The sequence below is a fragment of the Acinetobacter sp. 1124_18A genome (genome assembly GCF_052824995.1).
In genome coordinates, this window is the sequence record NZ_VTDF01000011.1 from 26,311 (window position 1) to 49,037 (window position 22,727).

Genomic DNA, 22,727 nt, shown 5'->3' on the forward strand with positions numbered 1-22,727 from the left:
CTATTAACCTTTTATACTTAATGTATTGTTTAAAATAAAAAAAGTAATTTATTTTTTAGTGTATTTTTACCATTTATTTTATATTCCAAGCTCAAAATATAGTTGATTCTTCTGTTTGTTTTTTGATCTTTTTTGGTGGATATGTTTACTTTTTAATCTCATGCTAAGTTGCTTTTTTCGACGATTTATTTTAAATAGTTTTTAAAGTGTTACTTTATAACATTATTCTGAAGAGTAATGTACAAAAATGGATCACAATAATAAGCCAATCGAATTTAGTTGAGTTGATCAAATTTAGTGCGATATTTTGCGTGAATTTTGTGCATTACTCTTTTTTCTCATATGGCTGATGAAAAAAGACCCAAAATAGTTCATAAGTTTAAAAATAGAAAAAATAAAGAAATTTAATTAAATGAAATGCCCATTTTCAGACCATTAAACGCCCAGCTTTAAGAAATTTACGTAATTTTTATATTTATTATTTAAGGTTAAATAGAAATTTTACATTGAGTAAATGAATACTTCCTATCTCGGTTACTAGTTTCCGATAAGGGGTTTTCATATGTTTATTATTTCTAAACGCACAAGAATTTTATTTTATTTTATTGTTTTTTATAGGTATATTTTTATAAAAAATAAACAGGGGTTTTATTGTAAAACAAGTTTGATCTCAAAATTAATGAAGCGCGGTGATAGCAAATATGGAATTGGCACAGCAATTGCTAAAGCTTAAGTAACACAATGTGTTTTATATACATAAATCGTGCATTCATTATGGGGGAGATCAGAATGATGAAATTTGCACTTAAGACCTTAGGTCTTGGTATCTTTGCAGCAGGCTCAACTATGGTTATGGCTGAACCTGCACCATCTTTTTATGGCATCACCGCAACAGGAAATGTAGCGGCAACTACAGACTACCGTTTTCGCGGAGTTACTCAATCCTCAAATAACCCTGCAATTCAAGGTGGTTTTACTTTTTCTCATAAGTCTGGTGCTTATTTATCACTCTGGGGTTCAAGTGTTGATTTTGGAGTAACTGGCAACTCAACAGAAACTGATGTGGCTTTGGGTTATACCAATACTTTGAAATTAACGGATACGCTTGCGCCTACTTATGATGTTGGTGTAATTCATTATGGCTATATTGGTTCGGGCCATAGTTTTGACCGTAATGGTATTGGTTATGATGGTAAAAATGGATTAGATTTTAATGAGGTTTACGGTAAATTAACTTTTGCTGATTCTTTATTTAAAGGGGATGCACTTAGCGTAGGTGTGAACTATTCAGATGATTACTGGGCTCATTCTAAGCAGTTCTGGTATTTTAATGTCGGTTATTCAGCGCCAATTGCAGATACAGGATTTACTGGACTTGCATCAGTTGGCTATAACAAATTCAAAAATAAAGATGCTTTAGCCGTAGTTGCGGGTGGACCAGGTAAAGACGATAGCTATATCGATTATAAAGTGGGTGTAAACCGTAACGTTCTAGGCATTTTGGCTGAGCTAGATGTTGTTGGTACAGACATTAGCACTTCTGGTATGACTGATGCTCAGAAAAAACCTTATGACACAGGCTTAGTATTTAGTTTAACTAAAACATTCTAAGTTTGAGTTGTGAAAAAGCGGGTAAATAAACCCGCTTTTTTATTAGTTTTCTATTTCAAAAAGTAGTCGTTTTAACTGGTTAAGCTCAATATCCGCAGCTTTAGACAGTGGCTTACGTGGTGAACCCGCAGCAACACCTTTTAACTGTAAACCTGCTTTAATCGTTTTGGGTAAACCACCAGTTACAATAAAGCGTAATAGAGGAAGTTGCTGATAAAATGATTTTTGTGCCTGTTCTAATTCACCATTTTTTACATGTTCGATAAGTTGTTGAGGTCTTTGGCCTAACAGGTTTGGTGCTGCTGTACACCAACCGCTTGCTCCAGCACATAAAGCTTCTAAAGCTAGAGGATTACAACCGTTATAAAATGGGAGTTCTCCTTTTGAGAGTTCTTGAATTTTATGCATACGTTGAATGTCACCGCTGCTTTCTTTTACCATCGTAATATTTGCAATGTTGTTAAACATACGCACAATTAATTCTGGAGACATATCAACACCGCTAGTTGCAGGGTTGTTATAAATCATAATTGGCAAAGTCGTTGCTTGGGCAATTGCCTGATAATATTCAAAAATCTCTTGATCTGTTAGCTTCCAATAAGATACAGGAATCACCATAAGTGCATCTGCACCATAGCTTTGAGCAATCTGCGCTTTTTTAATGGCTTGATCAGTGGTGAGTTCTGAAATTCCAATAATGACAGGCACACGTTTATTGATGCTTTCAATTGACGTTTTAGCGACTAAGCACCACTCATCCCATTCAAGATAAGCGCTTTCGCCTGTACTACCCAAAGGTGCAATCGCATCACAGCCATTTTCAATAAGCAAATCGAGCATTTGTTTTAAAATAGGAAGGTTAATGGTGTTGTCATCAGAAAATGGGGTAACAGGGTAACCAATAATGCCGTTTAGTTTCATGGTCGAAATCTCTTTTTAAATACAGTCAGAATGTTTTTTCAAAGCTTTACGTGCGTAGTAAGCAAAGTTCACTTTGTTGCGTTTATCGGTAGACAACCAGTCATGAGCTTCTGTTGCTAAATCGTGTGGGATCGGCTGAATTTGCGCGGCCGACATGGCTAAAAGTTGCAGTTGAGCTGCGCGTTCAATTAAAAGCGCCAAGTTGCAGGCTTCTTCAATGGTTTTTCCTGTGACCAGTTGACCATGGTGAGACAACAAAACAGCACGGTTTTTACCCAGAGCAGAAGAAATCAAAATACCTTCTTCGTTACCTACAGGAACACCTGGCCAATGGCCTACAAAAGAGCAATCTTCATAGAGTGCACAAACATCCATTTGAGAAATCATGAGCGGAATTTGAAGCATCGACAATGCAGCTACATGAGTCGGATGCGTATGGATAATACAGTTCACCTCTGGGTGCTCTTTATAAATCCACGTATGAAAGCGGTTGGCTGGGTTTGCCATACCTTCTTGATTGATGGGTTCTAAGTCTTGATTCACCTCAAGCAAGTTTGAGTCAGTAATTTCATCAAAACCTAAACCAAAACGTTGGGTAATAAAGGAATCTTTATTTTCACTACGGCAAGTAATTTGGCCTGCTAAACCAGCATCATGGCCATGATCAAATAAAATACGACAAGTGAGTGCAAGCTTTTGGCGGTCAGTTAAATCTGAGTCACTAATCCACTTTTGCATGTCTTGCTGTGCATGTTGCATCAGGTCTTGTTTGTTTACAGAAGCAGTCTTCATCTCTTCTCCAGTCCAGTTGACCAAATTCAGTAGGTGAAGGCAGAATAGAAAATAACTGGATGAATCAATACATCCAGTTTTTATAAGTTATATGGTCCAGATGAGGCAAATATGCTAAGACCTTGGCAAGTGCATTTTCGTATCGATGAAAGAGAAGAAAAGACGGTTTTTTTAAAGCTTACCAACTTGATTAGTCAGGAAATTTTAAGTGGCCGTTTGGCGCAAGGTACTATGCTACCGGGGTCTCGTAGTTTGTCGAAAGAACTAGGGATTAATCGAAAAACGGTACAAGCAGTATATGAAGAATTAGAAGCGCAAGGCTGGCTTGTGACTCGCCCTCGAAAAGGCACATTTGTGGCAGATGTTTTGCCAGAAAAACAACTCCAAATAGAGTCGATATCGGAAAGAAAAGTTAATAATAAGCCAATAATCCAAGAAGTTATTCAACACCCACATAATGATGGAGTACCAGATCCACGGCTTATTCCCTACGAACTATTTTCACGCGCCTATCGGCATGCACTGATTAAAATTACTCAAAACCAGTATATGGGATATGGTGATCCGCAAGGTATGGTTGAGCTAAGACAAGCCTTACAACAAATGTTGTCGATGGAACGTTTTATGAATGTTGCCGAAGATGAGATTTGTATTGTACGTGGTAGCCAGATGGGAATTTTTGTTGCATCACGTGCATTAACTAATCGGCAGGGAGTAATTGTCGTTGAAGAATTGTATTATCCATCTGCTTTTAAAGCGTTCCAATCAAATGGTTTTCAGGTCGTTTCTGTCAAATTAGATGAACAAGGCATTGTCATTGAAGATTTAGAACGGATTTTAAAAGAACACTCGGTTGCTGCCATTTATACAACTCCGCATCATCAATATCCTACAACTGTTACCATGCCAATGAGTCGCCGTCTTCAACTCTTAGAGCTTTCAAAAAAATGGGGCTTTTATATTATTGAAGATGACTATGACCATGAATTCCATTATGACAGTCGGCCTATGCCACCCTTAGCGAGTTTGCCTCATTCTGAATTAGTCATTCATGTTGGTTCATTGTCTAAGATTTTTGCACCCGGGATTCGTTTAGGCTACATCGTGGCATCGTCACCCATCATTCAATCGATTACTGAAGATATTTTATTGATTGATCGGCAAGGTAATAATATTACTGAACTTGCCTTGGCAGATTTAATGCAGCGGGGTGAAATTAAAAGACACATCCGTAAAATGAAAAAAATATATCGACAACGCCGTGACCATGCGTTAACTGAGTTCCACCGAATTTTTGCAGAGAGTGTTCAGGTACAACCACCCGCGGGTGGAATGGCTTTATGGGTAAAATTCCAGAAACCATTTACTCAAGATCAGCTTATAAAAATAAAAGAACTCAACATTGATACAGAGCATAAATTTAAAAAAATCGAGTCTTCTAATCGCTGTATTCGCTTTGGTTTTGCAGCTTTATCAGAGAAAGAAATTACTTCTTTAATCGAGACCTTAAATCAAGTTCTTAACAAAGGAACAGAGGACTCATCATCCGCTGTTTCATTTTAAGAATGATTGCCTTGATAAGACAGCGCTGTTGTAAGGAGAGGACTTTGAATCACTTCACTTTGAGCTAAGTCGGCAATGATCTACACTACTTGTAAAACACGATGAAAAGTTCACTCTAATTGATCTTGATACTTTTGAATTTCTGAGACAAAGCTAAGTAGGAACGGTGTAATTTGTGACTTATATTCTTCAGTTTGTAGCATCTCAACAATTTGTTCAGGCGATTTGCTAAGAAGAGAGAAGCGTAAAAATAAATCTTCAAAAAAATTGCTACTGACTGTCGAAAGTACTCTTCTTAAAGAAACTAGCATATCGTCGCCGCGGCTAGATGCATGAACTAGAACGATAGGCTTGTCTATGATTTCAGTGCGTGAAACCATCCAGTCAATTGCATTTTTGAGACCGCCTGGAATACAACGGATATATTCAGGACTTGAGATGATAATGCCATCTGAGGCAGAAACAGATTTGATAAATTCTTCTACTACAGCAGGCGTTTTTTCTCCCTCATCATCCGAAGAAAAGATAGGCAAAGTATTAATTTGATCGAAAACTGAAAATTCAATACTGGACGGTGCTATATCTTTCATTGCTCGTAATAGCGCTGTATTTGTAGATGCCTCTCTTGCACTGCCGGATATAGCCAAAATTTTCATAGCGTCCTCTTTGCCTTTTTATATAGGCAGTAATAAATTCTTTAATTAACAACTCATATAAATATTAAAAAACAGCGGACTCACGATCCGCTGTTTAACTGATTTGTTAACTATTTCCTCGATAGGATAATGCTTCTGTAAGGTGAGAACTTTGAATCACTTCACTTTGAGCTAAATCGGCAATGGTCCGCGCTACTCGTAAAACACGATGATAAGCGCGGGCCGATAAATTTAAACGTTGTTGAGCCATTTCAATCATTCGTTGAGAAGTACTATCAAGTACAGCATGTTGTTCTAGCTGTTTCGGTGAAAGTGCCTGATTTAAACAATTTTGTCTTTGAATCTGTTGTTCATAGGCATAAATCACACGTTGTCGAACACTACTCGAATCTTCAACAGGCGTTGGATCTTGTAGCTCTTGGGCCTTTAACGGTGGTACATCAATATGTAAATCGATACGGTCAAGTAATGGCCCCGATATACGGTTTTGATAGCGCTTAATACTCTCGGGTGAACACTGACAACGGCTATCTTGATTAAATGCATAACCACATGGACATGGGTTCATCGCCGCAATCAATTGGAAGTTAGCCGGATAAGTAATTTGCCGAGCTGCTCGTGAAATAATGATTTCTTTTGACTCAAGCGGCTGGCGTAAGACTTCTAGTACTTTTCTATCAAACTCGGGGAGCTCATCTAAAAAAAGTACTCCTAAATGCGATAATGTAATTTCGCCCGGTTTAGGGTGAGAACCGCCCCCAACGAGTGCAATCGCTGATGCTGTATGATGGGGCGCTCGAAATGGTCGCTGACCAAAAGTATGTGATGTATTTGAAATAGAATAAATGCTAGCAACTTCAAGCGTTTCTTGATTAGTCAGAGGCGGTAAAATTGAAGGAAGCCTTGAGGCGAGTAAAGTTTTACCTGTGCCGGGTGGTCCTTTAAAAAGTAAGGAGTGCCCTCCAGCAGCAGCAATTTCGAGTGCACGGCGTGGGCGTAACTGACCTTTTACATCTGCAAGGTCAAATTTATAAGGCATTTGGTTTGAAGTGGTCGTAGGCTCAACCGAAGATAGAGATTTCGTGCCCAAAAAATGTTCACAGACTTCTTTTAAGTGGCTCACTGGATAACATTTAAAGTCAGGTAAGTGACTAATATCCTGACTATTATCAAGCGGAAAAAGCATTTTATGCTTGGCTTGTTGACATGCCATTGCCAAAGTTAAAGTACCTGACACCGGCCTTACATGACCATCAAGTGCTAACTCTCCAATAAATTCAAAATCTTTGGCACAGTTTTCTGGGAGCTGACCAGAGGCAATTAAAATACCTAAAGCAATTGGTAAATCTAGACGTGAACCATCTTTGGGCAAATCTGCTGGTGCAAGATTAATGGTCAGTCGTTTAGTCGGAAATTGAAATCCACTGTTAATAATCGCTGAGCGAACTCGGTCTTTACTTTCTCTTACTGCCGCTTCGGCTAGGCCTACAATGGTAAGAGAAGGTAAGCCTTGACTCACATGTACCTCTACTTCAATGAGAGGTGCATGTAAACCCAAAAGTCCCCGTGTATAAATTTTAGAAAAAGACATCTTATTGTTCCATTATGGTGCTTCATTTTTAATCGTTGTAAAGTATAAGTGCGCTACATTGGTGCTTATTTTTTATTCTTTAAAGTTTCTTCTAATAGTTCCACTTGTTTCTGTAGCTGTGCTAAACGTTGGTTGGCTGATTGAAGTGCAGTCTTTTGACGGTCAATCTCTTGTTTAGAAACAAGGTCTAACTTTTCGACTGCTTCATTTAATAATGCACGTAAATTTTTTTCCAAATCTTTTTTAGGCTCATCAATTTGTTCCAGAATGGCCTGTAATAAAGTTTCTAGCATGAAATATCCAAAGTGTTGTATTACCTTATGGTTTACAGTTTACCACTGCTTGAACGTGGGATATAGGTTTCAATTCTTTTAGTACAAATAGAACATTAAATAAGCACTCAACTATACTGAAAATTCATTTTATTTTTAATAGCTCATCTACATCTTGATCACTAAATAGGTTATAAAGAAAGTTCATGCAATAGATTCATTTCCCTCAACCTTTGAAATATTGGCATGAAAATTGAACATAAAACCTTACTGGTGAAAAGAAGCCGAAGGAAACAAACATGAAGCTTGTAACTGCAATTGTAAAACCGTTTAAATTGGATGACGTGCGTGAAGCGCTCTCTGACATTGGTGTACAAGGGATTACCGTAACTGAAGTTAAAGGTTTTGGTCGTCAAAAAGGACATACTGAACTCTACCGTGGCGCGGAGTATGTGGTTGATTTCTTACCTAAAGTAAAAATCGAAATTGCGATTAGTGATGAAATGGTTGACGCGGTAATTGAATCAATTACTCGTGTAGCAAGCACAGGAAAAATTGGCGATGGTAAGATTTTTGTGACTAACCTGGAACAAGTGATCCGTATCCGTACGGGTGAAACTGGACCAGATGCTGTCTAATTGGCACAAAGCTTGCTGAGTAGAAAATAACTCGCAAATGAGGTTGGGGGACACGAATGAAAAAAATGCTTATGGCGCTGAGTCTATCAGGCGCTCTTTTGGGTGGTACTGCCGTTTGGGCAGAAGAAGCTGTAACAACGCCTACATCGGAAGTTGCGGCTACATCAACATCTCAAGCTACTGCAACCACTGCAGAAGCACCAGTTGCTGAAACTCCGGCAGCTCCAGCACCAACACCAAAACTTGATACGGGTGACACCTCTTGGATTTTAGTCTCAACAGCTTTGGTACTGTTGATGACCATTCCTGGCTTGGCATTGTTCTACGGCGGTATGGTCCGTAAGAAAAACGTCTTAAGTACTATGATGTTCAGCCTTTCTGCTGCAATTTTGGTAAGTTTAATTTGGGTGATTGCTGGTTATTCACTCGCGTTCTCTGGCACAGGTGCATACTTTGGTGACTTGTCTAAAGCTATGCTAAACGGAGTCGCGTTTGATGCATTGAGTGGGACAATTCCTGAAAGTCTCTTTGTTATTTTCCAAATGACCTTTGCCATTATTACAGTTGCAATTCTAAGTGGTTCTATTGCGGACCGCATGAAGTATTCAGCTTTCATGGTGTTTATTGCAGTTTGGGTACTCGTAGTCTATGCACCAATTACTCACTGGGTTTGGGCGGCAGATGGCTGGTTATTTAAAGCAGGCGCATTAGATTTTGCTGGTGGTACAGTTGTACATATCAACTCAGGTGTTGCAGGTCTCGTTGCGGCTTATATGCTTGGAAAACGTATTGGTTTGGGCCGTGAATCTATGGCTCCGCATAACTTGACTCTAACTGTAGTCGGTGCAAGCTTACTTTGGGTGGGTTGGTTTGGCTTTAATGGTGGTAGTGCTTTAGGCGCTGGTGCTCGTGCAAGCATGGCGATTTTAGTGACTCAAGTTGCTGCTGCCGCTGCTGCATTATCATGGTTAGTTGTTGAACGTATGATTCGTGGTAAAGCCTCTGTATTAGGTGGTGCTTCTGGTGCTGTCGCTGGTTTGGTTGTGATTACACCAGCAGCAGGTTTCGTCGGTGTAGGTGGTGCTTTAGTCATGGGCCTTATCGGTGGCGTAGTGTGCTTCTGGGGTATTACTGCACTTAAACGCTTACTTAAAGCCGATGATGCTTTGGATGCGTTTGGTTTACATGCTGTAGGTGGTATTGTCGGTGCGATTTTAACTGGCGTATTTTACAGTGATGAAATTATCAAAGCAGCCAACGTTACCTTAGCACCAACATTCGCTGGTCAATTATGGGTACAAGTTGAAGGCGTATTGGCAACTATGATCTACAGTGGTGTTGCTACTTTTGTAATTCTTAAAGTGATTGATCTTGTGATTGGTATCCGTGTTAACGCCGATGATGAGCGCATGGGTCTGGATTTGAGCCAACATGGCGAACGTATTGAATAATTCGTAATATATTCCAATCAAAAAAACAGTCTTCGGACTGTTTTTTTGTCTTATAGAATGCTGGTTCTGTAAGTGTAGAAATTTTGCTACACTAGGTCAAAGTAATCGTCCCTATAAATCCGCTATGCATTGTCCATTTTGCAACGCCGCAGATAGTAAAGTCATCGATTCACGTTTAGCCGCCGAAGGCTGTCAGATTCGTCGACGTCGTGAGTGTGTAAGTTGCGGTGAACGTTTTACCACTTTTGAAAGCTATGAAGTGGTAATGCCTCGTGTGATCAAATCGAATGGAAAAAATGAACCTTTCGATGAGGCCAAGCTACGCCGTTCGTTAATGCATGCTTTGCAAAAACGTCCGGTCACTCAAGAACAGATCGAAACTGTTTTAAGTGATATTCAATTGCAGATTCGCCGTTTAGGTGAGCGTGACGTGAAGTCTCGAACAATTGGTGAAGTCGTTATGCAATCCCTATTTGCACTTGACCATGTCGCTTATGTCCGATTTGCTTCTGTTTATCAAGATTTTCAGGATGTTGAAGCTTTTCGCCGTCAAATTGAGCAAATGCAGCAACGTGAACAATAACTATTTGAGATTTTTATGTCTGAGTTGAAAAAAGATCAATATTGGATGCAGCAAGCTATTGAACTTGCCAAACGTGGTCTATATTCGACTAAGCCTAATCCAAATGTTGGTTGTGTCATTGTCAAAGATGATCAGTTAATAGGTGAAGGCTTTCATCCTAAAGCAGGTCAACCACATGCAGAGGTTTTTGCCTTACGTCAGGCAGCTGAGCAGGCTCAAGGTGCAACAGCGTATGTGACGCTTGAGCCATGTGCACATTATGGGCGAACACCTCCTTGTGCTGAAGCACTAGTTAAGGCACAGGTTAAAAAGGTGGTTGTGGCATGTCCTGATCCAAACCCGCTTGTAGCAGGTAAGGGTGTTCAGATTTTGAAAAATGCCGGCATTGAAGTAGAAGTTGGCATTTGTGAAGATTTAGCAGAAAAATTAAACCAAGGTTTTTTAAAGGCTATGTCTACAGGCATGCCTTATGTACGCTTAAAAGTAGCCTCAAGCCTAGATGGACGTACTGCAATGGCATCTGGTGAATCGAAGTGGATTACTGGTGCAGTTGCACGTCAAGATGTCCAGCATTGGCGTGCCATTTCAGGAGCAGTGATTACAGGAATTGAAACTGTGATTGCAGATGACTGTCAGCTTAATGTGCGCTCACTTAATCATGTTGAAATTGAGACAGTTGCTCAGCCAAAACGAGTTGTTTTAGATCGTCAGGGGCGTTTACCGCTCAATGCTAAAATTTTAGAAAACCCTGAAACTGTCATGGTAATGGGGCCATATCGTCAAGAACTTGCAGATTTAGGCGTGATACAATTAGAAATTCAGCCTTTAAAAATGCTGTTACAGGCCTTATCTAAGCAACATCAAATTTATGATGTATTGGTAGAAGCTGGTGCAACATTATCTACTGCCTTTTTACAAGAAGGTTTGGTCGATGAATTGATCAGTTATATTGCCCCGACATTATTGGGGAAAAGTGCAAGAGCCATGTTCAATGCAGAGTTTGAATATATGGCACAACAACTTCGTTTTACACTTCTTGATGTGACACAACTTGATCAAGATATACGCTTAAGGTTAATCCCTACGCAAGAGAAAGTATGAATCCAGAGCCTTCGGTTTATCACAAACGTCGTCATGCGGCCCGTACGACAGACGAATATCTTTTCCATCAGCTTGTTCCTTACTTGGGTAATAAGCGCCGATTGCTCCATCTAATTTTAGAAGCCCTTGAAATTACAGGGACGCTGAATAGCAAGAAAAAGAATCCTCCGATTTTTGCCGATTTCTTTGCCGGCAGTGGTGTCGTGTCTCGATTGGCGCGTCAAAATGGTTACCGAGTGATTGCAAATGACTGGGAACCTTATAGCCATGCTTTAAATCATGCGATTTTAGCGTGTACCGATGCGCCTGCTTTTAAAGAACTGGGTGGATATCAGAAAGCAATCGATTATTTAAATCGCTTACCTGAAGTTAAAGGCTGGGTAACCCATAACCTTTGCCCACGTAATGATGATATTTATGATCCAGCTCGTGACCGTTTGTTCTTTAAACGCCGTAATGGTATGCGTATTGATGCGATTCGCCAGCAGATTGCAACATGGCAATCTCAAGGCGCAATTAATGATGTAGAGATGAGTGCATTGCTCGCGCCATTGCTCTATTCAGCAAGTTTTGTCAGTAACACCAGCGGTGTATTTAAAAGCTTTCACCAAGGGTGGGGTGGTCGTACTCAAACTGCATTAGAACGAATTGAGTCATTACTTTGGTTAACACCAAGTCGTTTTTGCGAGATTGGTGACCGTAAGCGTCCTGCTGCTGAAATGTGGTGTGTAGATTCACAGCATCTAGCAAATCAAATGAGTGGTTTTGAAGTCGATGTTGCTTATCTCGATCCACCGTATAACCAACATGCATATAGTAGTAATTACCATGTTTTGAATGCATTAACTTTATGGGATCAGGTCGATTTACCATCACCAGATACTAAAGGTTATAAGAGTGGAATTGATAGAGCTTGGCGTAAAGAGCGTCCAAGCCCCTATAACTCTTCTAAATATGCGAAAGATGCGTATGAAAAACTACTTTCAACCATCAATGCCCGCTATATTCTGACCAGTTATTCAACTGATGGTAATATCGAGCCGAAAGATTTGCTTATGGCCAATCTGGAGCGGGGCAAAGTGACCTTGTTAACACAAGATGTTCCGCGCTATCGAGTAAGTAAACAGCGACAGTCTGAACGTGCACGCGTGCTTGAGTTTATTGTGATTACGGATACTCATGCCAAGTCAGGCCCCCCATTACGTCAGTTATTAGGCCAGCTTTACCACTTCGCCGAGCTAGGTGGTGTAGATACTTCAGGTAATAGTACACAGCTCGCACTTTGGTAAGCACTGTACTTTAAGCAGTGTAAAAAGATTTGGAGATTGAGCCATGTTTACAGGCATTATTGAAAGTTTAGGAAAAGTTGAAAGCCTGCAAAGCGTAGGCGGTGATGTGCGTTTACGTATTCAGACTGATCTGGATATGTCAGATGTACATTTGGGCGACTCGATTGCAACAAATGGCATTTGTCTCACCGTCATTGAATGGGGCGATAATTGGTACGCAGCTGATGTTTCTCGAGAGAGTTTAAACCGAACGACTTTGGGTAACTGGAAAGTTGGGCAACGTGTCAATGTTGAAAAGGCAATGTTACCAACGACACGCTTTGGTGGTCACATTGTAAGTGGTCATGTTGATGGCGTGGGTGAAATTACCGTAGTACGTGAAGATGCTCGCTCAATCTATTATGAAGTTACAGCACCCGCAGAACTTGCTAAATATTTAGCAGAAAAAGGTTCTGTGACTGTAGATGGTATTAGTTTAACGATTAACCACTTACGTGGAAATATTTTAAGCTTAAACTTAATTCCGCATACAGCAGAACGTACTAACATTGGAACGTGGCAAGTCGGCAGCAAGGTAAACCTTGAGGTCGATGTTTTAGCGCGTTATATCGAGCGTTTATTGCTAGGTGACAAGGCTGCTGAACAAAAAACAGAGTCAAATATTAGTATGGCTTTTTTAGCTGAAAATGGTTTTTTAAAATAAAAAGCTAGATCGTTAAAATAAAAAACCGGACATTTGTTCCGGTTTTTTATTTTGAAAATTTAGTGCTTGGTTAGAGTAACCGAGTGTGTGCCGACCCATGACTTGTTATGCTGAGTGCGGGTAATTGTAAAATCACCGTTTTCAGACTCACGTGTAAGTAAGATAGATAAAGAGTTAAAGTCGTTATGACTCATATAAAATTCTTGTGCTGAAAACGTCCATTGTTCACCCTGATCAAGCTGTTCAACTTGCTTTGAAATCTGATGCAGAATGTCCATCTCTTATCCTCATTAATTATCTTGAATAGCTACTTTTCATTCTTATAATCAATTGATCTATAAGAATAATATTTATGTCTATTTTGTGACATATAGGTGTCATTTTTATGACAAGAGAAATATTTAAAGGTTTACTTTTCTATTTTTTCATCAGAAAAGTTAGAATTTTTCAAAATATATTCTATTTCATCTTGGGCAGCAGTATGAAGTTTGGCGCGGAAAGCCGTTACAGAATGTTCAATTAAGCTCTCAGCTTCAAGTTCTAAACGAAGGCGTAGACTTTCAAGCTCAGATAAGATTTGATCATCGGTAATACTAAGTTTTACGCCAGCAGAGTAATTGACTACGGGTGTTTCAGGGTTTTTCTGATAACGCGCAGTTTGTTCTGCAACTTCTTGTTCTAAATGATTGCGTAATGTGTGTAATGTTTCAGTCTGTTCATTAAATTTACGAATTTCATCGGCTTGCAATTCCGCAGCGTAAGCAGCTTCTGAAGCACGTTTGTCGGCAAGCGCTTTTTCTAAAGCGAGCTGACGACGAATACGTGCTTGTTCAATGAGCTCCGCTTTGAGGTCTGCATAGGCTTGCTCAATTTTTTGCTGTGATTCTAACTGTGCTTTTTCGTCATTTAAAACCCAAAGCTGAATAGGCGTTTGCGGTTCGAGTAAATCACAAATACGCGCCAGATCCTGTTGATAGGCATGACGGACAGCTTCAGGCGCATTTAACCATCTTTTTTTAAAATCTTGCCCGACATTTAATGCCACCATGGTTCTCCTTAATCAACAGTATTACATTTTAGCGCGTTATAATTTAAAGGTTCGCGGTTCTATACCCAAACGGCGATACATTTTAAATTTTTCTCGACCAATTTGCTTGGCTGTTTCATTATTTTCAACAATTTCTATAATGTGGCTAAAATGATCAACTTGTTCAAGTGCATGATTGTTAAAATTAAATACTAACAGGCCTTGTTCAAGTGGTTGTTTAGCCGAAATACATACAGCCGCATCAGTCTGGTCAACACCATGCGCAATGAAACTGACAGGGTCAAATTCCCATAATCTTTCATCAAGAGTCTGTTGTAGTTGCCCATCTTGGCAATACCACCAGATTTTAGGATGCTTCTGTAATATTTTCCGACATAAACGGCAAGCACTATCGACTTGCCGTTCTTCACTGGTTTCAAACAGATAAAAACTAACTTTAGCCATTCGTATTTACACGATTTGCTAAAAATTGCATGAGAAGTGGTACTGGGCGACCAGTTGCACCTTTAGCTGCGCCTGAAAGCCATGCTGTTCCAGCGACATCTAAATGAGCCCAACGATATTCACGTGTAAAGCGCTCAAGGAAACATGCTGCGGTAATTGCACCGCCGTGTGGACCACCGATGTTCGCAATATCTGCAAATGGTGAATCAAGTAACTCTTGATAATCCTCAATCACTGGCATGCGCCATACACGGTCAAAAGATTGCTCGCCAGCTTGTTGGAGTTCGGCTGCCAAGGCATCATCTGGTGAGAACAGCCCACTCAGTACTTTGCCTAAAGCCACTACACAAGCACCTGTTAAGGTCGCAATATCAACCACTACAGCTGGATTGAAGCGTTTGATATAGGTCAATGTATCACACAGTACCAAACGGCCTTCTGCATCGGTGTTTAAAATTTCAACAGTTTGACCGCTCATGGTGGTCACAATGTCACCCGGACGAGTTGCTTTACCAGAAGGCATATTTTCTGCTGCTGCAATTGCACCTACCACATGAATAGGAAGGCGTGCTTCGCATAGTGCACGGATAGTACCAAGTACAGAGGCTGCACCGCACATATCGAATTTCATTTCATCCATGCCAAGGCCTGGTTTCAAAGAAATACCACCCGTATCAAAAGTTACGCCTTTACCGACTAGAACAACCGGAGCTTGCTCAAGCTGTGCTTGATATTCGAGCGTTACAATACGACCTGGACGCTCAGATCCTTTACTCACTGCAAGGAAAGCATACATGCCTAAATCAGCCATTTGCTGTTCATTTAAGACAGTGACTTTAAGTAAGTCTGGGAATTCTGCGGCTAAAGCTAGCGCCTGTTCTGCCAAATATTCTGGGAAACAAATATTACCCGGACGGTTGCCAAGGTCACGTGCATACGACTGACCAGATTGTACGGCATGTACTAAAGCCAATTGTTTTTCATCTAGGCTCGTAGTTGAGCTAATTAAATCAACCTGTTGTAACACAAATTCATTTTTTTTCGATTTAAACTCATCATAACCATAAGCTGCTTGAGTTAAGCTTAAAGCAAATAAATAATGGAGCTCGACAGGTAATGCAGCAATATCAATTGCGATATGTTTAAATTTATTTTGTGTCGATTTGATAATAGTTTGAGCAAGTTTAGCGAGCTTAACTGCCTGAAGTTCAGCTGTTTTTCCTAAGCCAAGTAATTGGCTGTGAGGCTGATTTGAAATCTGACCAAATAGTGGCAGAGTTTCATTGAAGTTGCCTTTAAATTGGGTAGCGTTCAGAACGCTTTCTAGGTTATTGATTTGATATGTGTTGACGTTGCTTTGTAGCTGTTCCGAATCAACTAAAATCCACAAAGATTCATTAGATGTCTGTTCGGGAAAAATTGTATAAGTTGTAAATTTCATGGCTGTCGTGATTGCCTATAGAAAGTTATGATGAATTAAAACATTGAAACACTTTCAAGCATAGCGTTGCAATGTGCGGTTTTATATTTTTAACATTCGGGTAAACTAGCATTCGTCCCGATTAGCCTTTTGGAAGTATTACTTTGATTATTCGGCGTTATCTCGTCAAGCAAGTTGTCTCTACCTCACTGGTGGTCATTTCCTTATTGACCTTAATCATGATGGGTGGTCGTCTGATCAAATACTTTGGTGTGGCGGCGCAGGGGCGTTTAGATGTCAGTATTTTATTTAGCATCGTTGGATACCGTTTACCTGAATTTCTAACACTCATTTTACCATTGGGTTTTTTCATTGGTTTAATGTTGGTGTTTGGTCGCTTATATGTTGATCATGAAATGGCAGTACTGAATAGTAGTGGTGTGAGTCGTCATCAATTGGCGCGATTACTTATTCCAATGACACTGGTTTATATGGTTTGTCAGTCTGTGCTTATGCTCTGGATGACGCCGTGGGGGCTACGTGAGTTTGAAAAATTAACCACCACTCAAGCGGTTCGCACAGGCTTTGATTTGGTTCGCCCAAGAGAATTTATTTCTTCTGGACCGTACACGATTTATGCAGGTTCGCTATCTGATGATCGAAAAAATCTAAAAGACATTTTCTTTTATCAACGCTCGACTAAAGAAGATAAGCCAGATGTCATGATCTTGGCAAAAGAAGCGACTCGTGTAGAAGTTGCAAATGACACAGCCAATGTCGTTGATCTGGTGCAAGGCCGCCGATATGAAATATTCCCGGGACAACCAAAATATACACAAGCCGAGTTTCAGTCTTATCGTCTACGTTTAGAAAATGACAAAGATGTTAAGTTTGAAAGTGGTGATGTAGAAGCATTATCAACGACTAAACTTTTTGCAAAAACGAATGATCCAGTCATAAGAAGTGAGTTGGGATGGCGTTTGTTTGGACCATTCACCATTTTTATTGCTTTAATGCTTTCTGTGGGATTGTCTGAGGTGAGCCCAAGACAAGGTCGTTATTATCGTCTTATTCCGGCGGTTTTTATATTTTCCAGTCTGATCGTATTAATGATTGCAATCAAGACTCGTATTAGTAAAGAAGAACTCGATATTTGGGCTTATCCTGCCGTGTTGGTTGTTTATGGCGTTGCAGCTGGCTTATTTTCACGTAAACAGAAGTTGGCACCAAAAATCAAGAAACAGATCAAGCGAGTGAAATTATAATGTTAGCACGTCGAATAGTCGCCAAATATGTGACGAAAACCACTGCGCTTGCAATGTTTGGCACCACAGTTGTTTTGTCGATTTTACAGATCTTATTTACGTACCTTGGCGAGTTGGGGGAGCTCAAACCAGACTATAACGCTTGGCAAGCTCTCATCTATGTGTTCTGGGGAGCACCTCGTTATCTATATGAAATTTTGCCTATTTCTGCCTTGATTGGTGCTGTAATTGGTTTAGGGTCGCTAGCAACTAGCAGTGAACTTATTGTCATGCGCTCCGCTGGTATTAGCTTATGGCGTATTGTCGGTTGGGTGATGCGCTCAGCTTTACTGCTTATTATTTTGTCGTTTGCCTTAAGTGAATGGGTTATTCCATATACGAATGAAAAAGCAGAAAGTGTTAAAAGTCACCGCTCTATAGCTGCATTAGGCGAAGTGAAAGGTTATTGGTCACGAGAAGGGCAGCGATTTATCTATATCGACTATGCTAACTCTCAGGGCAATTTAAAAGATATTCAAGTGGTCGATTTTGACCAGAACTATTACTTGCAATCATTAATCAATGCTCAGCAAGGACAGTTCGTAAAAGATGGTCAATGGGCTTTGAAGAAAGCAGAACAAATGGATATTTTGGCGGCAGGAAATGCCATCGAAACTAACCATGATGAGCAATCGCTTTCTTTAGCATTACAGCCTAAATATGTGCACATGGTGACTTTAGATCCTGAAGATTTATCACCAAGCCAGCTGATTAGTTTCATGCGCTATATGGATGAATATAGTCAGGTTCCAAAGACCTATCAATTGGCTTTCTGGCAAAAAGTTGCCTCACCATTTTCGTTGATCGCTTTGGTTCTCGTGGCATGTTCATTTATTTTTGGGCCATTACGCCAACAATCGATGGGTTTCCGCTTGGTAATCGCATTGTTTATTGGTTTGAGTTTCTACTATTTACAGGATTTCTTAGGTTATGCCAGCTTGGTTTATGCCCCATCTCCTGCATGGTTTGTACTCGTACCTATCTTGTTAATGTTTGGTGCCGGAAGTTATTTGCTTTACCGCGCTCGCTAGTAATAATTGATATTTATGCTTTTCATCAATCGTAGATATTGATGAAAGCCATAGGAAAAAATAGAGTCTTGACCGAAAATTCGGTAAGATATTGTGACGAAATTGTAGACAAAAGAGAAATAGATTATGACGGATGCAACTGCTGGCAAGATCCCTCACGTTCTGGTCATTATGGATGGTGTTGGACACCGTGAAGCGACTGAAGATAATGCTTTTCTTGCAGCAAAAACACCGAATTTAGCGGCAATGACCGCAAAGCATCCAAATAGTCTAATTTCTGGTTCTGGTGAAGATGTTGGCTTACCTGATGGGCAAATGGGTAACTCTGAAGTTGGCCATATGAACCTTGGTGCTGGTCGTGTCTTGTATCAAGACTTTACCCGTATTACTAAAGATATTCGTACTGGCGACTTTTTTAAACATGAAGTGTTGATCGACGCTGTTGAAAAAGCTAAAGCTGCTGGTGGTGCCGTTCATATTATGGGACTGCTCTCAGACGGTGGTGTTCACTCCCATGAAGACCATATTGTGGCGATGTGTGAGCTTGCATTAAAACGTGGTGCAAAAGTTTATTTACATGCTTTCCTTGATGGTCGTGATACACCTCCACGTAGTGCTCAATCGTCTTTAGAAAAACTAGATGCATTATTTGCTCAATACCAAGGTCAAGGTCGTATCGCAACTATGATTGGTCGCTACTTTGCAATGGACCGTGACAACCGTTGGGATCGCGTTGAGCAAGCTTATCGCTTGTTGACTGAAGGTGAGGCACTTCGTACTGCGCAAACAGCAGTGGAAGGGTTAGAGTTAGCTTATGCAGCCAATGAAAACGATGAGTTTGTAAAAGCGACTCGTATTGGTGATGTTGCTAAAGTACAAGATGGCGATAGCGTTGTATTTATGAATTTCCGTGCTGACCGAGCTCGTGAAATTACTCGCGCATTTGTAGAGAAAGATTTTGCTGGCTTTGAGCGTAAAGTTGTACCAAATCTTTCTAAATTTGTGATGCTTACGCGTTATCAGGCTAGCATTGATGCGCCAGTTGCATACATGCCAGAAGCTCTCAAAAATTCATTGGGTGAATATCTATCTTCTCTTGGAAAGACTCAGTTGCGTATTGCCGAAACTGAAAAATATGCGCATGTAACGTTCTTCTTTAGTGGTGGGCGTGAAGATGAATATCCGGGTGAGAAACGTATTTTAATTCCATCTCCAAACGTTGCGACATATGATCTTAAGCCTGAAATGAGTGCTTATGAAGTAACTGATGAATTGGTTAAAGCCATTAATTCTGGTGAATACGATTTATTGGTTGTGAACTATGCCAATGGTGATATGGTAGGGCATACAGGTATTTTTGATGCGGCTGTTAAAGCAGTTGAAGCAGTTGACCTTTGCCTAGGACGTGTCTATGAAGCGGTCATGGCAAAGAAAGGCCATATGTTGATTACTGCTGACCATGGTAACGTTGAACAAATGCAAGACTACGTGAGTGGTCAAGTTCATACTCAACATACAACGGAACTTGTACCGTTTATTTATGTTGGCCCAACACAAGCAACAATTGCAGAAGGTGGTGTGCTTGCCGATGTAGCACCAACGATTCTCAATTTAATGCAGATTCCTGTTCCTGCTGAAATGCAAGGACGTAACCTGATTACATTATCTGCATAAACCAAAGGTGATTGGATGCTGCAACACATTAAATATAAAAAACTTATTGTAAGTATGTTGCTGTGTTGCAGCCAATTTGCTTTTGCAGCGCCAGTTGTAAAAGAGAAATTGTCACCTTTGCATTCTGATTCGGAAGAACCGGAACATAGTTATGCAGAGGTGCCGATCGAATCGATTCAACAGTTTGTTCAAATCTATGGAATTGTTCGAGATAACTATGTCGACGTGAAGTCTGACGATGCCTTATTTCAACAAGCCATTAAAGGGCTAGTGAGTGGGCTAGATCGTTATTCACGTTATTTGTCGGCAGAAGAATATCGTCAACTCATTCAATATACCGAAGGTGACCTTGCCTCGGTTGATTTTGCTTTAAGCCCTGAATTGCATCTCCATAAGTGGATGATTCGTGATCTTAAAACGGGTTCAGATTCATACAAGTTAGGTTTGAGAAATGGTCAGACAATTCTCAAGATTGATAACCAAGATTTAAAAAATTTAAACCAAGATCAGGTGCTCGGGCTACTTTATGGCTCTATCGGAAGTACGCTTCAAGTACAAGCAGAAGAGTTAAGTGGAAACATTAACTTAGTTCGTAATAAAAAAATAGAAACCGATATCGAACCTGTAATGCTACATAATCAGGTTTTAGTACTCAAAATTAGAGTATTCCAGCAAGACACGGCAAATGAAATTAAACGGTTAATTGAAGAAAATAGTTCACCACGTTTAAAAGCTGTTTTAATCGATTTACGAAACAATCCGGGGGGATTGTTATCAGCAGCAGTCGAGTCGGCAGATTTATTTCTAAATAGTGGGATTATCGTTTCAACTAAAAGCCGTTCTGAAGGTAATCAGCAATTTCAGGCTCTGCCAGGCAATGAATTTCAGAATATAAAATTAGGTATATTGATTAATCATCGTTCTGCATCGGCAGCAGAAGTTTTTACCGCGGCCATGAAAGAACACCAGCGTGCATGGGTAATCGGTGAAAAAAGTTATGGGAAAGGCGTAGTGCAGAAACTATTTCCTTTGCCAAGTGGTGCGGCACTACAAATGACAGTCTCACACTATTACACGCCAAATGGCAATATGATTGAAGGGCAAGGTATTCAGCCTAACCAGACCTATCCTTTGCCCCCAGAAATGAAAGAAGACGTATATTTAGATCGTGTTGCAGACTTATTTCTAAAGAAAAAATAGTCTTTTATACTTCCTCTCCTAATTCGGTATCTAAGCCAAACTTTTTCAATCGATAGCGTAAAGAACGGAAGGTCATTCCTAACTTTTTAGCTGCTAAGGTCCGGTTCCAATGTGTCATGTCCAACGCGTTCAGTAGAATATCTTTTTCAATATTTTCTAAGTAGCGTTCTAAGCCTTCCATTGGTAATTTTGGCCGAGTCTGAGTAATCGCTGTTGATATTTGATTCACTTGTTTAGTTATGATTTGCGAGTTAACGCTGCTGCTTCTAATAGGAGGTGCTAAATGTGTTAAATCAATACATTCATCATCACTTAAGGTAATGGCTCGTTCAATCATATTTCTTAATTCACGAACATTACCTGGAAAATCTTGCTGCAATAAATAAGTTTCAGCAGTAGTAGTTAATTGTTTGCTTGAAATTCCCCATTCCATACAAACCTTTTGAATAAAATGATTGGCTAATAACAAAATATCTCCACCGCGCTCACGCAGTGGCGGCAACATGATATCCATCACATGAATACGGAAAAATAAATCCTGACGGAATTTGCCTTGTCGGACTAATAACTCTAAATCTTGGTGGCTGGCGCTAATCACCCGAAAATCAACATCGATTTCCTGATCGGAACCTACTGGACGAATTTTTTTCTCTTGTACCGCCCGAAGTAATTTGACTTGCATACTTAAAGGCAATTCGGCAATTTCATCTAAAAACAAGCTGCCGCCATGAGCGGATAAAATAAGGCCTTGTTTGTCTTGGGTGGCTCCAGTAAAGCTACCTTTTTTATGTCCAAAAAGTTCACTTTCCATGAGCTCAGTTGGAATTGCTCCACAGTTAATCGCAATAAATGGACCTTCGCTGCGATTACTCAAGCGGTGAATAAGATTAGCAACAACCTCTTTACCTGTACCAGACTCGCCTGTAACAAACACTGGAGCTTGAGAGCGGGCTATTTTTTTAATAGCTGTTCGTAAGTTTTGTATTGGAGGAGAACGACCAATTAATAGGTCATTTTCCAAAGTTATTTCACCGAACTCATGCTCTGGTTTTGGCTGATTTAACGCTTTTTTTAATAACTGATCTAAATGAATTTGGTTAATAGGTTTACTTACAAAGTCAAAAGCTCCTGCCTTTAACGCTGCAATTGCAATATCCATATTGCCGTATGCAGTTAAAACTGCAATTGGTGTGTGTGGGTAAGTTTGAGAAACGTGTTTAACCAATTCTAAACCGCTACCGTCGGGTAGGTTCAAATCGGTTAAACATGCATCGTAATGAAACTGAGTAAAGAGTTGTTTGGCCTGTTCAACCCGATAAGCAAGATGTGTTTTAATCCCCATTCGCGCAAGAGTCATTTGCATTAAAAGGCACAAATCTTCTTCATCGTCTACAAGCAAAACTAGTGGTTGCTGTTCTGCCATTTCCCCAAAAAC

23 protein-coding genes and 1 pseudogene are annotated in these 22,727 nt (G+C 40.0%); 13 read left to right on the plus strand and 11 right to left on the minus strand.

Annotation, left to right across the window (positions count from 1 at the left end):
• Positions 1-562: 562 nt before the first annotated feature.
• Positions 563-733: a hypothetical protein gene (locus FY048_RS17030; RefSeq protein ID WP_446091920.1), complete on the plus strand. Its 171-nt coding sequence runs from the start codon at positions 563-565 to the stop codon at positions 731-733.
• Between the two features lie 56 nt (positions 734-789).
• Positions 790-1,611, plus strand: coding sequence for a TorF family putative porin (locus FY048_RS17035; RefSeq protein WP_446091921.1), 822 nt, complete (start codon positions 790-792; stop codon positions 1,609-1,611).
• A 42-nt stretch (positions 1,612-1,653) separates the two neighbouring features.
• On the opposite strand, the gene FY048_RS17040 is transcribed toward FY048_RS17035, so the two are convergent.
• Complete coding sequence (locus FY048_RS17040) at positions 1,654-2,532, minus strand: dihydrodipicolinate synthase family protein (RefSeq protein ID WP_446091922.1); 879 nt, start codon at positions 2,530-2,532, stop codon at positions 1,654-1,656.
• 15 nt (positions 2,533-2,547) lie between these two features.
• The gene (locus FY048_RS17045) at positions 2,548-3,324 is read right to left on the minus strand and encodes an aldolase (protein ID WP_446091923.1); all 777 of its coding nucleotides are present in this window, start codon (positions 3,322-3,324) and stop codon (positions 2,548-2,550) included.
• A gap of 111 nt (positions 3,325-3,435) precedes the next feature.
• Between FY048_RS17045 and pdxR the strand changes: the two genes are divergently transcribed.
• Entirely contained in the window at positions 3,436-4,887 is a 1,452-nt protein-coding gene (gene pdxR / locus FY048_RS17050) for a MocR-like pyridoxine biosynthesis transcription factor PdxR (protein ID WP_446091924.1), read from the plus strand.
• On the opposite strand, the pseudogene FY048_RS17055 reads toward pdxR, so the two are convergent.
• The 4 genes and pseudogenes from FY048_RS17055 to FY048_RS17070 all read right to left on the minus strand — a co-directional run.
• Positions 4,884-4,994, minus strand: a pseudogene (locus tag FY048_RS17055) (hypothetical protein); the annotation flags it as partial. The gene pdxR and the pseudogene FY048_RS17055 overlap by 4 nt on opposite strands.
• 3 nt (positions 4,995-4,997) lie before the next feature.
• A complete protein-coding gene (locus tag FY048_RS17060; RefSeq protein ID WP_446091925.1) occupies positions 4,998-5,543 on the minus strand; it encodes an NADPH-dependent FMN reductase in 546 nt (181 codons plus the stop codon).
• 106 nt (positions 5,544-5,649) lie between these two features.
• Positions 5,650-7,134 (minus strand): YifB family Mg chelatase-like AAA ATPase, encoded by a 1,485-nt coding sequence (locus FY048_RS17065; protein WP_446091926.1) that lies wholly within the window; start codon positions 7,132-7,134, stop codon positions 5,650-5,652.
• A gap of 65 nt (positions 7,135-7,199) precedes the next feature.
• Complete coding sequence (locus FY048_RS17070) at positions 7,200-7,427, minus strand: accessory factor UbiK family protein (protein WP_446091927.1); 228 nt, start codon at positions 7,425-7,427, stop codon at positions 7,200-7,202.
• Between the two features lie 278 nt (positions 7,428-7,705).
• Here FY048_RS17070 and glnK point away from each other — a divergent pair, with 278 nt between their 5' ends.
• The 6 genes from glnK to FY048_RS17100 all read left to right on the plus strand — a co-directional run bounded on the left by glnK (position 7,706) and on the right by FY048_RS17100 (position 13,171).
• On the plus strand, positions 7,706-8,044 hold the full coding sequence (glnK, locus tag FY048_RS17075) for a P-II family nitrogen regulator (RefSeq protein ID WP_000780326.1): 339 nt from the start codon (positions 7,706-7,708) through the stop codon (positions 8,042-8,044).
• A 56-nt stretch (positions 8,045-8,100) separates the two neighbouring features.
• Positions 8,101-9,495 (plus strand): ammonium transporter, encoded by a 1,395-nt coding sequence (locus FY048_RS17080; protein ID WP_446091928.1) that lies wholly within the window; start codon positions 8,101-8,103, stop codon positions 9,493-9,495.
• 124 nt (positions 9,496-9,619) lie between these two features.
• Positions 9,620-10,078, plus strand: a complete 459-nt coding sequence (gene nrdR, locus FY048_RS17085; protein WP_003654416.1) for a transcriptional regulator NrdR — start codon at positions 9,620-9,622, stop codon at positions 10,076-10,078.
• 15 nt (positions 10,079-10,093) lie between these two features.
• Entirely contained in the window at positions 10,094-11,179 is a 1,086-nt protein-coding gene (ribD, locus tag FY048_RS17090) for a bifunctional diaminohydroxyphosphoribosylaminopyrimidine deaminase/5-amino-6-(5-phosphoribosylamino)uracil reductase RibD (RefSeq protein ID WP_446091929.1), read from the plus strand.
• On the plus strand, positions 11,176-12,468 hold the full coding sequence (locus FY048_RS17095; protein ID WP_446091930.1) for a DNA adenine methylase: 1,293 nt from the start codon (positions 11,176-11,178) through the stop codon (positions 12,466-12,468). The genes ribD and FY048_RS17095 overlap by 4 nt, the downstream gene beginning before the upstream one ends.
• A gap of 43 nt (positions 12,469-12,511) precedes the next feature.
• Positions 12,512-13,171 (plus strand): riboflavin synthase, encoded by a 660-nt coding sequence (locus FY048_RS17100; RefSeq protein ID WP_005301612.1) that lies wholly within the window; start codon positions 12,512-12,514, stop codon positions 13,169-13,171.
• A 59-nt stretch (positions 13,172-13,230) separates the two neighbouring features.
• Here the strand turns inward: FY048_RS17100 and FY048_RS17105 are convergent, their stop codons facing one another.
• The 4 genes from FY048_RS17105 to FY048_RS17120 form a co-directional block, all read right to left on the minus strand.
• Positions 13,231-13,449, minus strand: coding sequence for a hypothetical protein (locus FY048_RS17105; RefSeq protein WP_446091931.1), 219 nt, complete (start codon positions 13,447-13,449; stop codon positions 13,231-13,233).
• Positions 13,450-13,580: 131 nt separating this feature from the next.
• A complete protein-coding gene (blhA, locus tag FY048_RS17110) occupies positions 13,581-14,219 on the minus strand; it encodes a cell division protein BlhA (RefSeq protein WP_446091932.1) in 639 nt (212 codons plus the stop codon).
• 36 nt (positions 14,220-14,255) lie between these two features.
• Positions 14,256-14,663: a DNA polymerase III subunit chi gene (locus FY048_RS17115; RefSeq protein WP_446091933.1), complete on the minus strand. Its 408-nt coding sequence runs from the start codon at positions 14,661-14,663 to the stop codon at positions 14,256-14,258.
• Positions 14,656-16,104, minus strand: coding sequence for a leucyl aminopeptidase (locus FY048_RS17120; protein ID WP_446091934.1), 1,449 nt, complete (start codon positions 16,102-16,104; stop codon positions 14,656-14,658). Before FY048_RS17120 ends, FY048_RS17115 begins: the two co-directional genes overlap by 8 nt.
• Before the next feature lie 143 nt (positions 16,105-16,247).
• Between FY048_RS17120 and lptF the strand changes: the two genes are divergently transcribed.
• The 4 genes from lptF (at position 16,248) to FY048_RS17140 (ending at position 21,292) form a co-directional block, all read left to right on the plus strand.
• Positions 16,248-17,348, plus strand: a complete 1,101-nt coding sequence (gene lptF / locus FY048_RS17125; protein WP_446091935.1) for an LPS export ABC transporter permease LptF — start codon at positions 16,248-16,250, stop codon at positions 17,346-17,348.
• A complete protein-coding gene (gene lptG, locus FY048_RS17130) occupies positions 17,348-18,418 on the plus strand; it encodes an LPS export ABC transporter permease LptG (protein WP_446091936.1) in 1,071 nt (356 codons plus the stop codon). Before lptF ends, lptG begins: the two co-directional genes overlap by 1 nt.
• Before the next feature lie 126 nt (positions 18,419-18,544).
• A complete protein-coding gene (gene gpmI, locus FY048_RS17135) occupies positions 18,545-20,092 on the plus strand; it encodes a 2,3-bisphosphoglycerate-independent phosphoglycerate mutase (RefSeq protein ID WP_446091937.1) in 1,548 nt (515 codons plus the stop codon).
• Between the two features lie 15 nt (positions 20,093-20,107).
• On the plus strand, positions 20,108-21,292 hold the full coding sequence (locus FY048_RS17140) for a S41 family peptidase (RefSeq protein WP_446091938.1): 1,185 nt from the start codon (positions 20,108-20,110) through the stop codon (positions 21,290-21,292).
• Between the two features lie 4 nt (positions 21,293-21,296).
• Here the strand turns inward: FY048_RS17140 and FY048_RS17145 are convergent, their stop codons facing one another.
• A complete protein-coding gene (locus FY048_RS17145) occupies positions 21,297-22,715 on the minus strand; it encodes a sigma-54-dependent transcriptional regulator (RefSeq protein WP_446091939.1) in 1,419 nt (472 codons plus the stop codon).
• Positions 22,716-22,727 lie beyond the last annotated feature (12 nt).

Coding starts and splice junctions, on each gene's coding strand:
- FY048_RS17030 (WP_446091920.1), top strand. CDS start 563: ATGTTTATTATTTCTAAACGCACAAGAATTTTATTTTATTTTATTGTT.
- FY048_RS17100 (WP_005301612.1), top strand. CDS start 12,512: ATGTTTACAGGCATTATTGAAAGTTTAGGAAAAGTTGAAAGCCTGCAA.
- blhA (WP_446091932.1), bottom strand. CDS start 14,219: ATGGTGGCATTAAATGTCGGGCAAGATTTTAAAAAAAGATGGTTAAAT.
- nrdR (WP_003654416.1), top strand. CDS start 9,620: ATGCATTGTCCATTTTGCAACGCCGCAGATAGTAAAGTCATCGATTCA.
- FY048_RS17095 (WP_446091930.1), top strand. CDS start 11,176: ATGAATCCAGAGCCTTCGGTTTATCACAAACGTCGTCATGCGGCCCGT.
- lptG (WP_446091936.1), top strand. CDS start 17,348: ATGTTAGCACGTCGAATAGTCGCCAAATATGTGACGAAAACCACTGCG.
- pdxR (WP_446091924.1), top strand. CDS start 3,436: ATGCTAAGACCTTGGCAAGTGCATTTTCGTATCGATGAAAGAGAAGAA.
- FY048_RS17080 (WP_446091928.1), top strand. CDS start 8,101: ATGAAAAAAATGCTTATGGCGCTGAGTCTATCAGGCGCTCTTTTGGGT.
- FY048_RS17035 (WP_446091921.1), top strand. CDS start 790: ATGATGAAATTTGCACTTAAGACCTTAGGTCTTGGTATCTTTGCAGCA.
- ribD (WP_446091929.1), top strand. CDS start 10,094: ATGTCTGAGTTGAAAAAAGATCAATATTGGATGCAGCAAGCTATTGAA.
- glnK (WP_000780326.1), top strand. CDS start 7,706: ATGAAGCTTGTAACTGCAATTGTAAAACCGTTTAAATTGGATGACGTG.
- FY048_RS17045 (WP_446091923.1), bottom strand. CDS start 3,324: ATGAAGACTGCTTCTGTAAACAAACAAGACCTGATGCAACATGCACAG.
- gpmI (WP_446091937.1), top strand. CDS start 18,545: ATGACGGATGCAACTGCTGGCAAGATCCCTCACGTTCTGGTCATTATG.
- FY048_RS17140 (WP_446091938.1), top strand. CDS start 20,108: ATGCTGCAACACATTAAATATAAAAAACTTATTGTAAGTATGTTGCTG.
- FY048_RS17065 (WP_446091926.1), bottom strand. CDS start 7,134: ATGTCTTTTTCTAAAATTTATACACGGGGACTTTTGGGTTTACATGCA.
- FY048_RS17145 (WP_446091939.1), bottom strand. CDS start 22,715: ATGGCAGAACAGCAACCACTAGTTTTGCTTGTAGACGATGAAGAAGAT.
- FY048_RS17070 (WP_446091927.1), bottom strand. CDS start 7,427: ATGCTAGAAACTTTATTACAGGCCATTCTGGAACAAATTGATGAGCCT.
- FY048_RS17060 (WP_446091925.1), bottom strand. CDS start 5,543: ATGAAAATTTTGGCTATATCCGGCAGTGCAAGAGAGGCATCTACAAAT.
- FY048_RS17115 (WP_446091933.1), bottom strand. CDS start 14,663: ATGGCTAAAGTTAGTTTTTATCTGTTTGAAACCAGTGAAGAACGGCAA.
- FY048_RS17105 (WP_446091931.1), bottom strand. CDS start 13,449: ATGGACATTCTGCATCAGATTTCAAAGCAAGTTGAACAGCTTGATCAG.
- FY048_RS17120 (WP_446091934.1), bottom strand. CDS start 16,104: ATGAAATTTACAACTTATACAATTTTTCCCGAACAGACATCTAATGAA.
- FY048_RS17040 (WP_446091922.1), bottom strand. CDS start 2,532: ATGAAACTAAACGGCATTATTGGTTACCCTGTTACCCCATTTTCTGAT.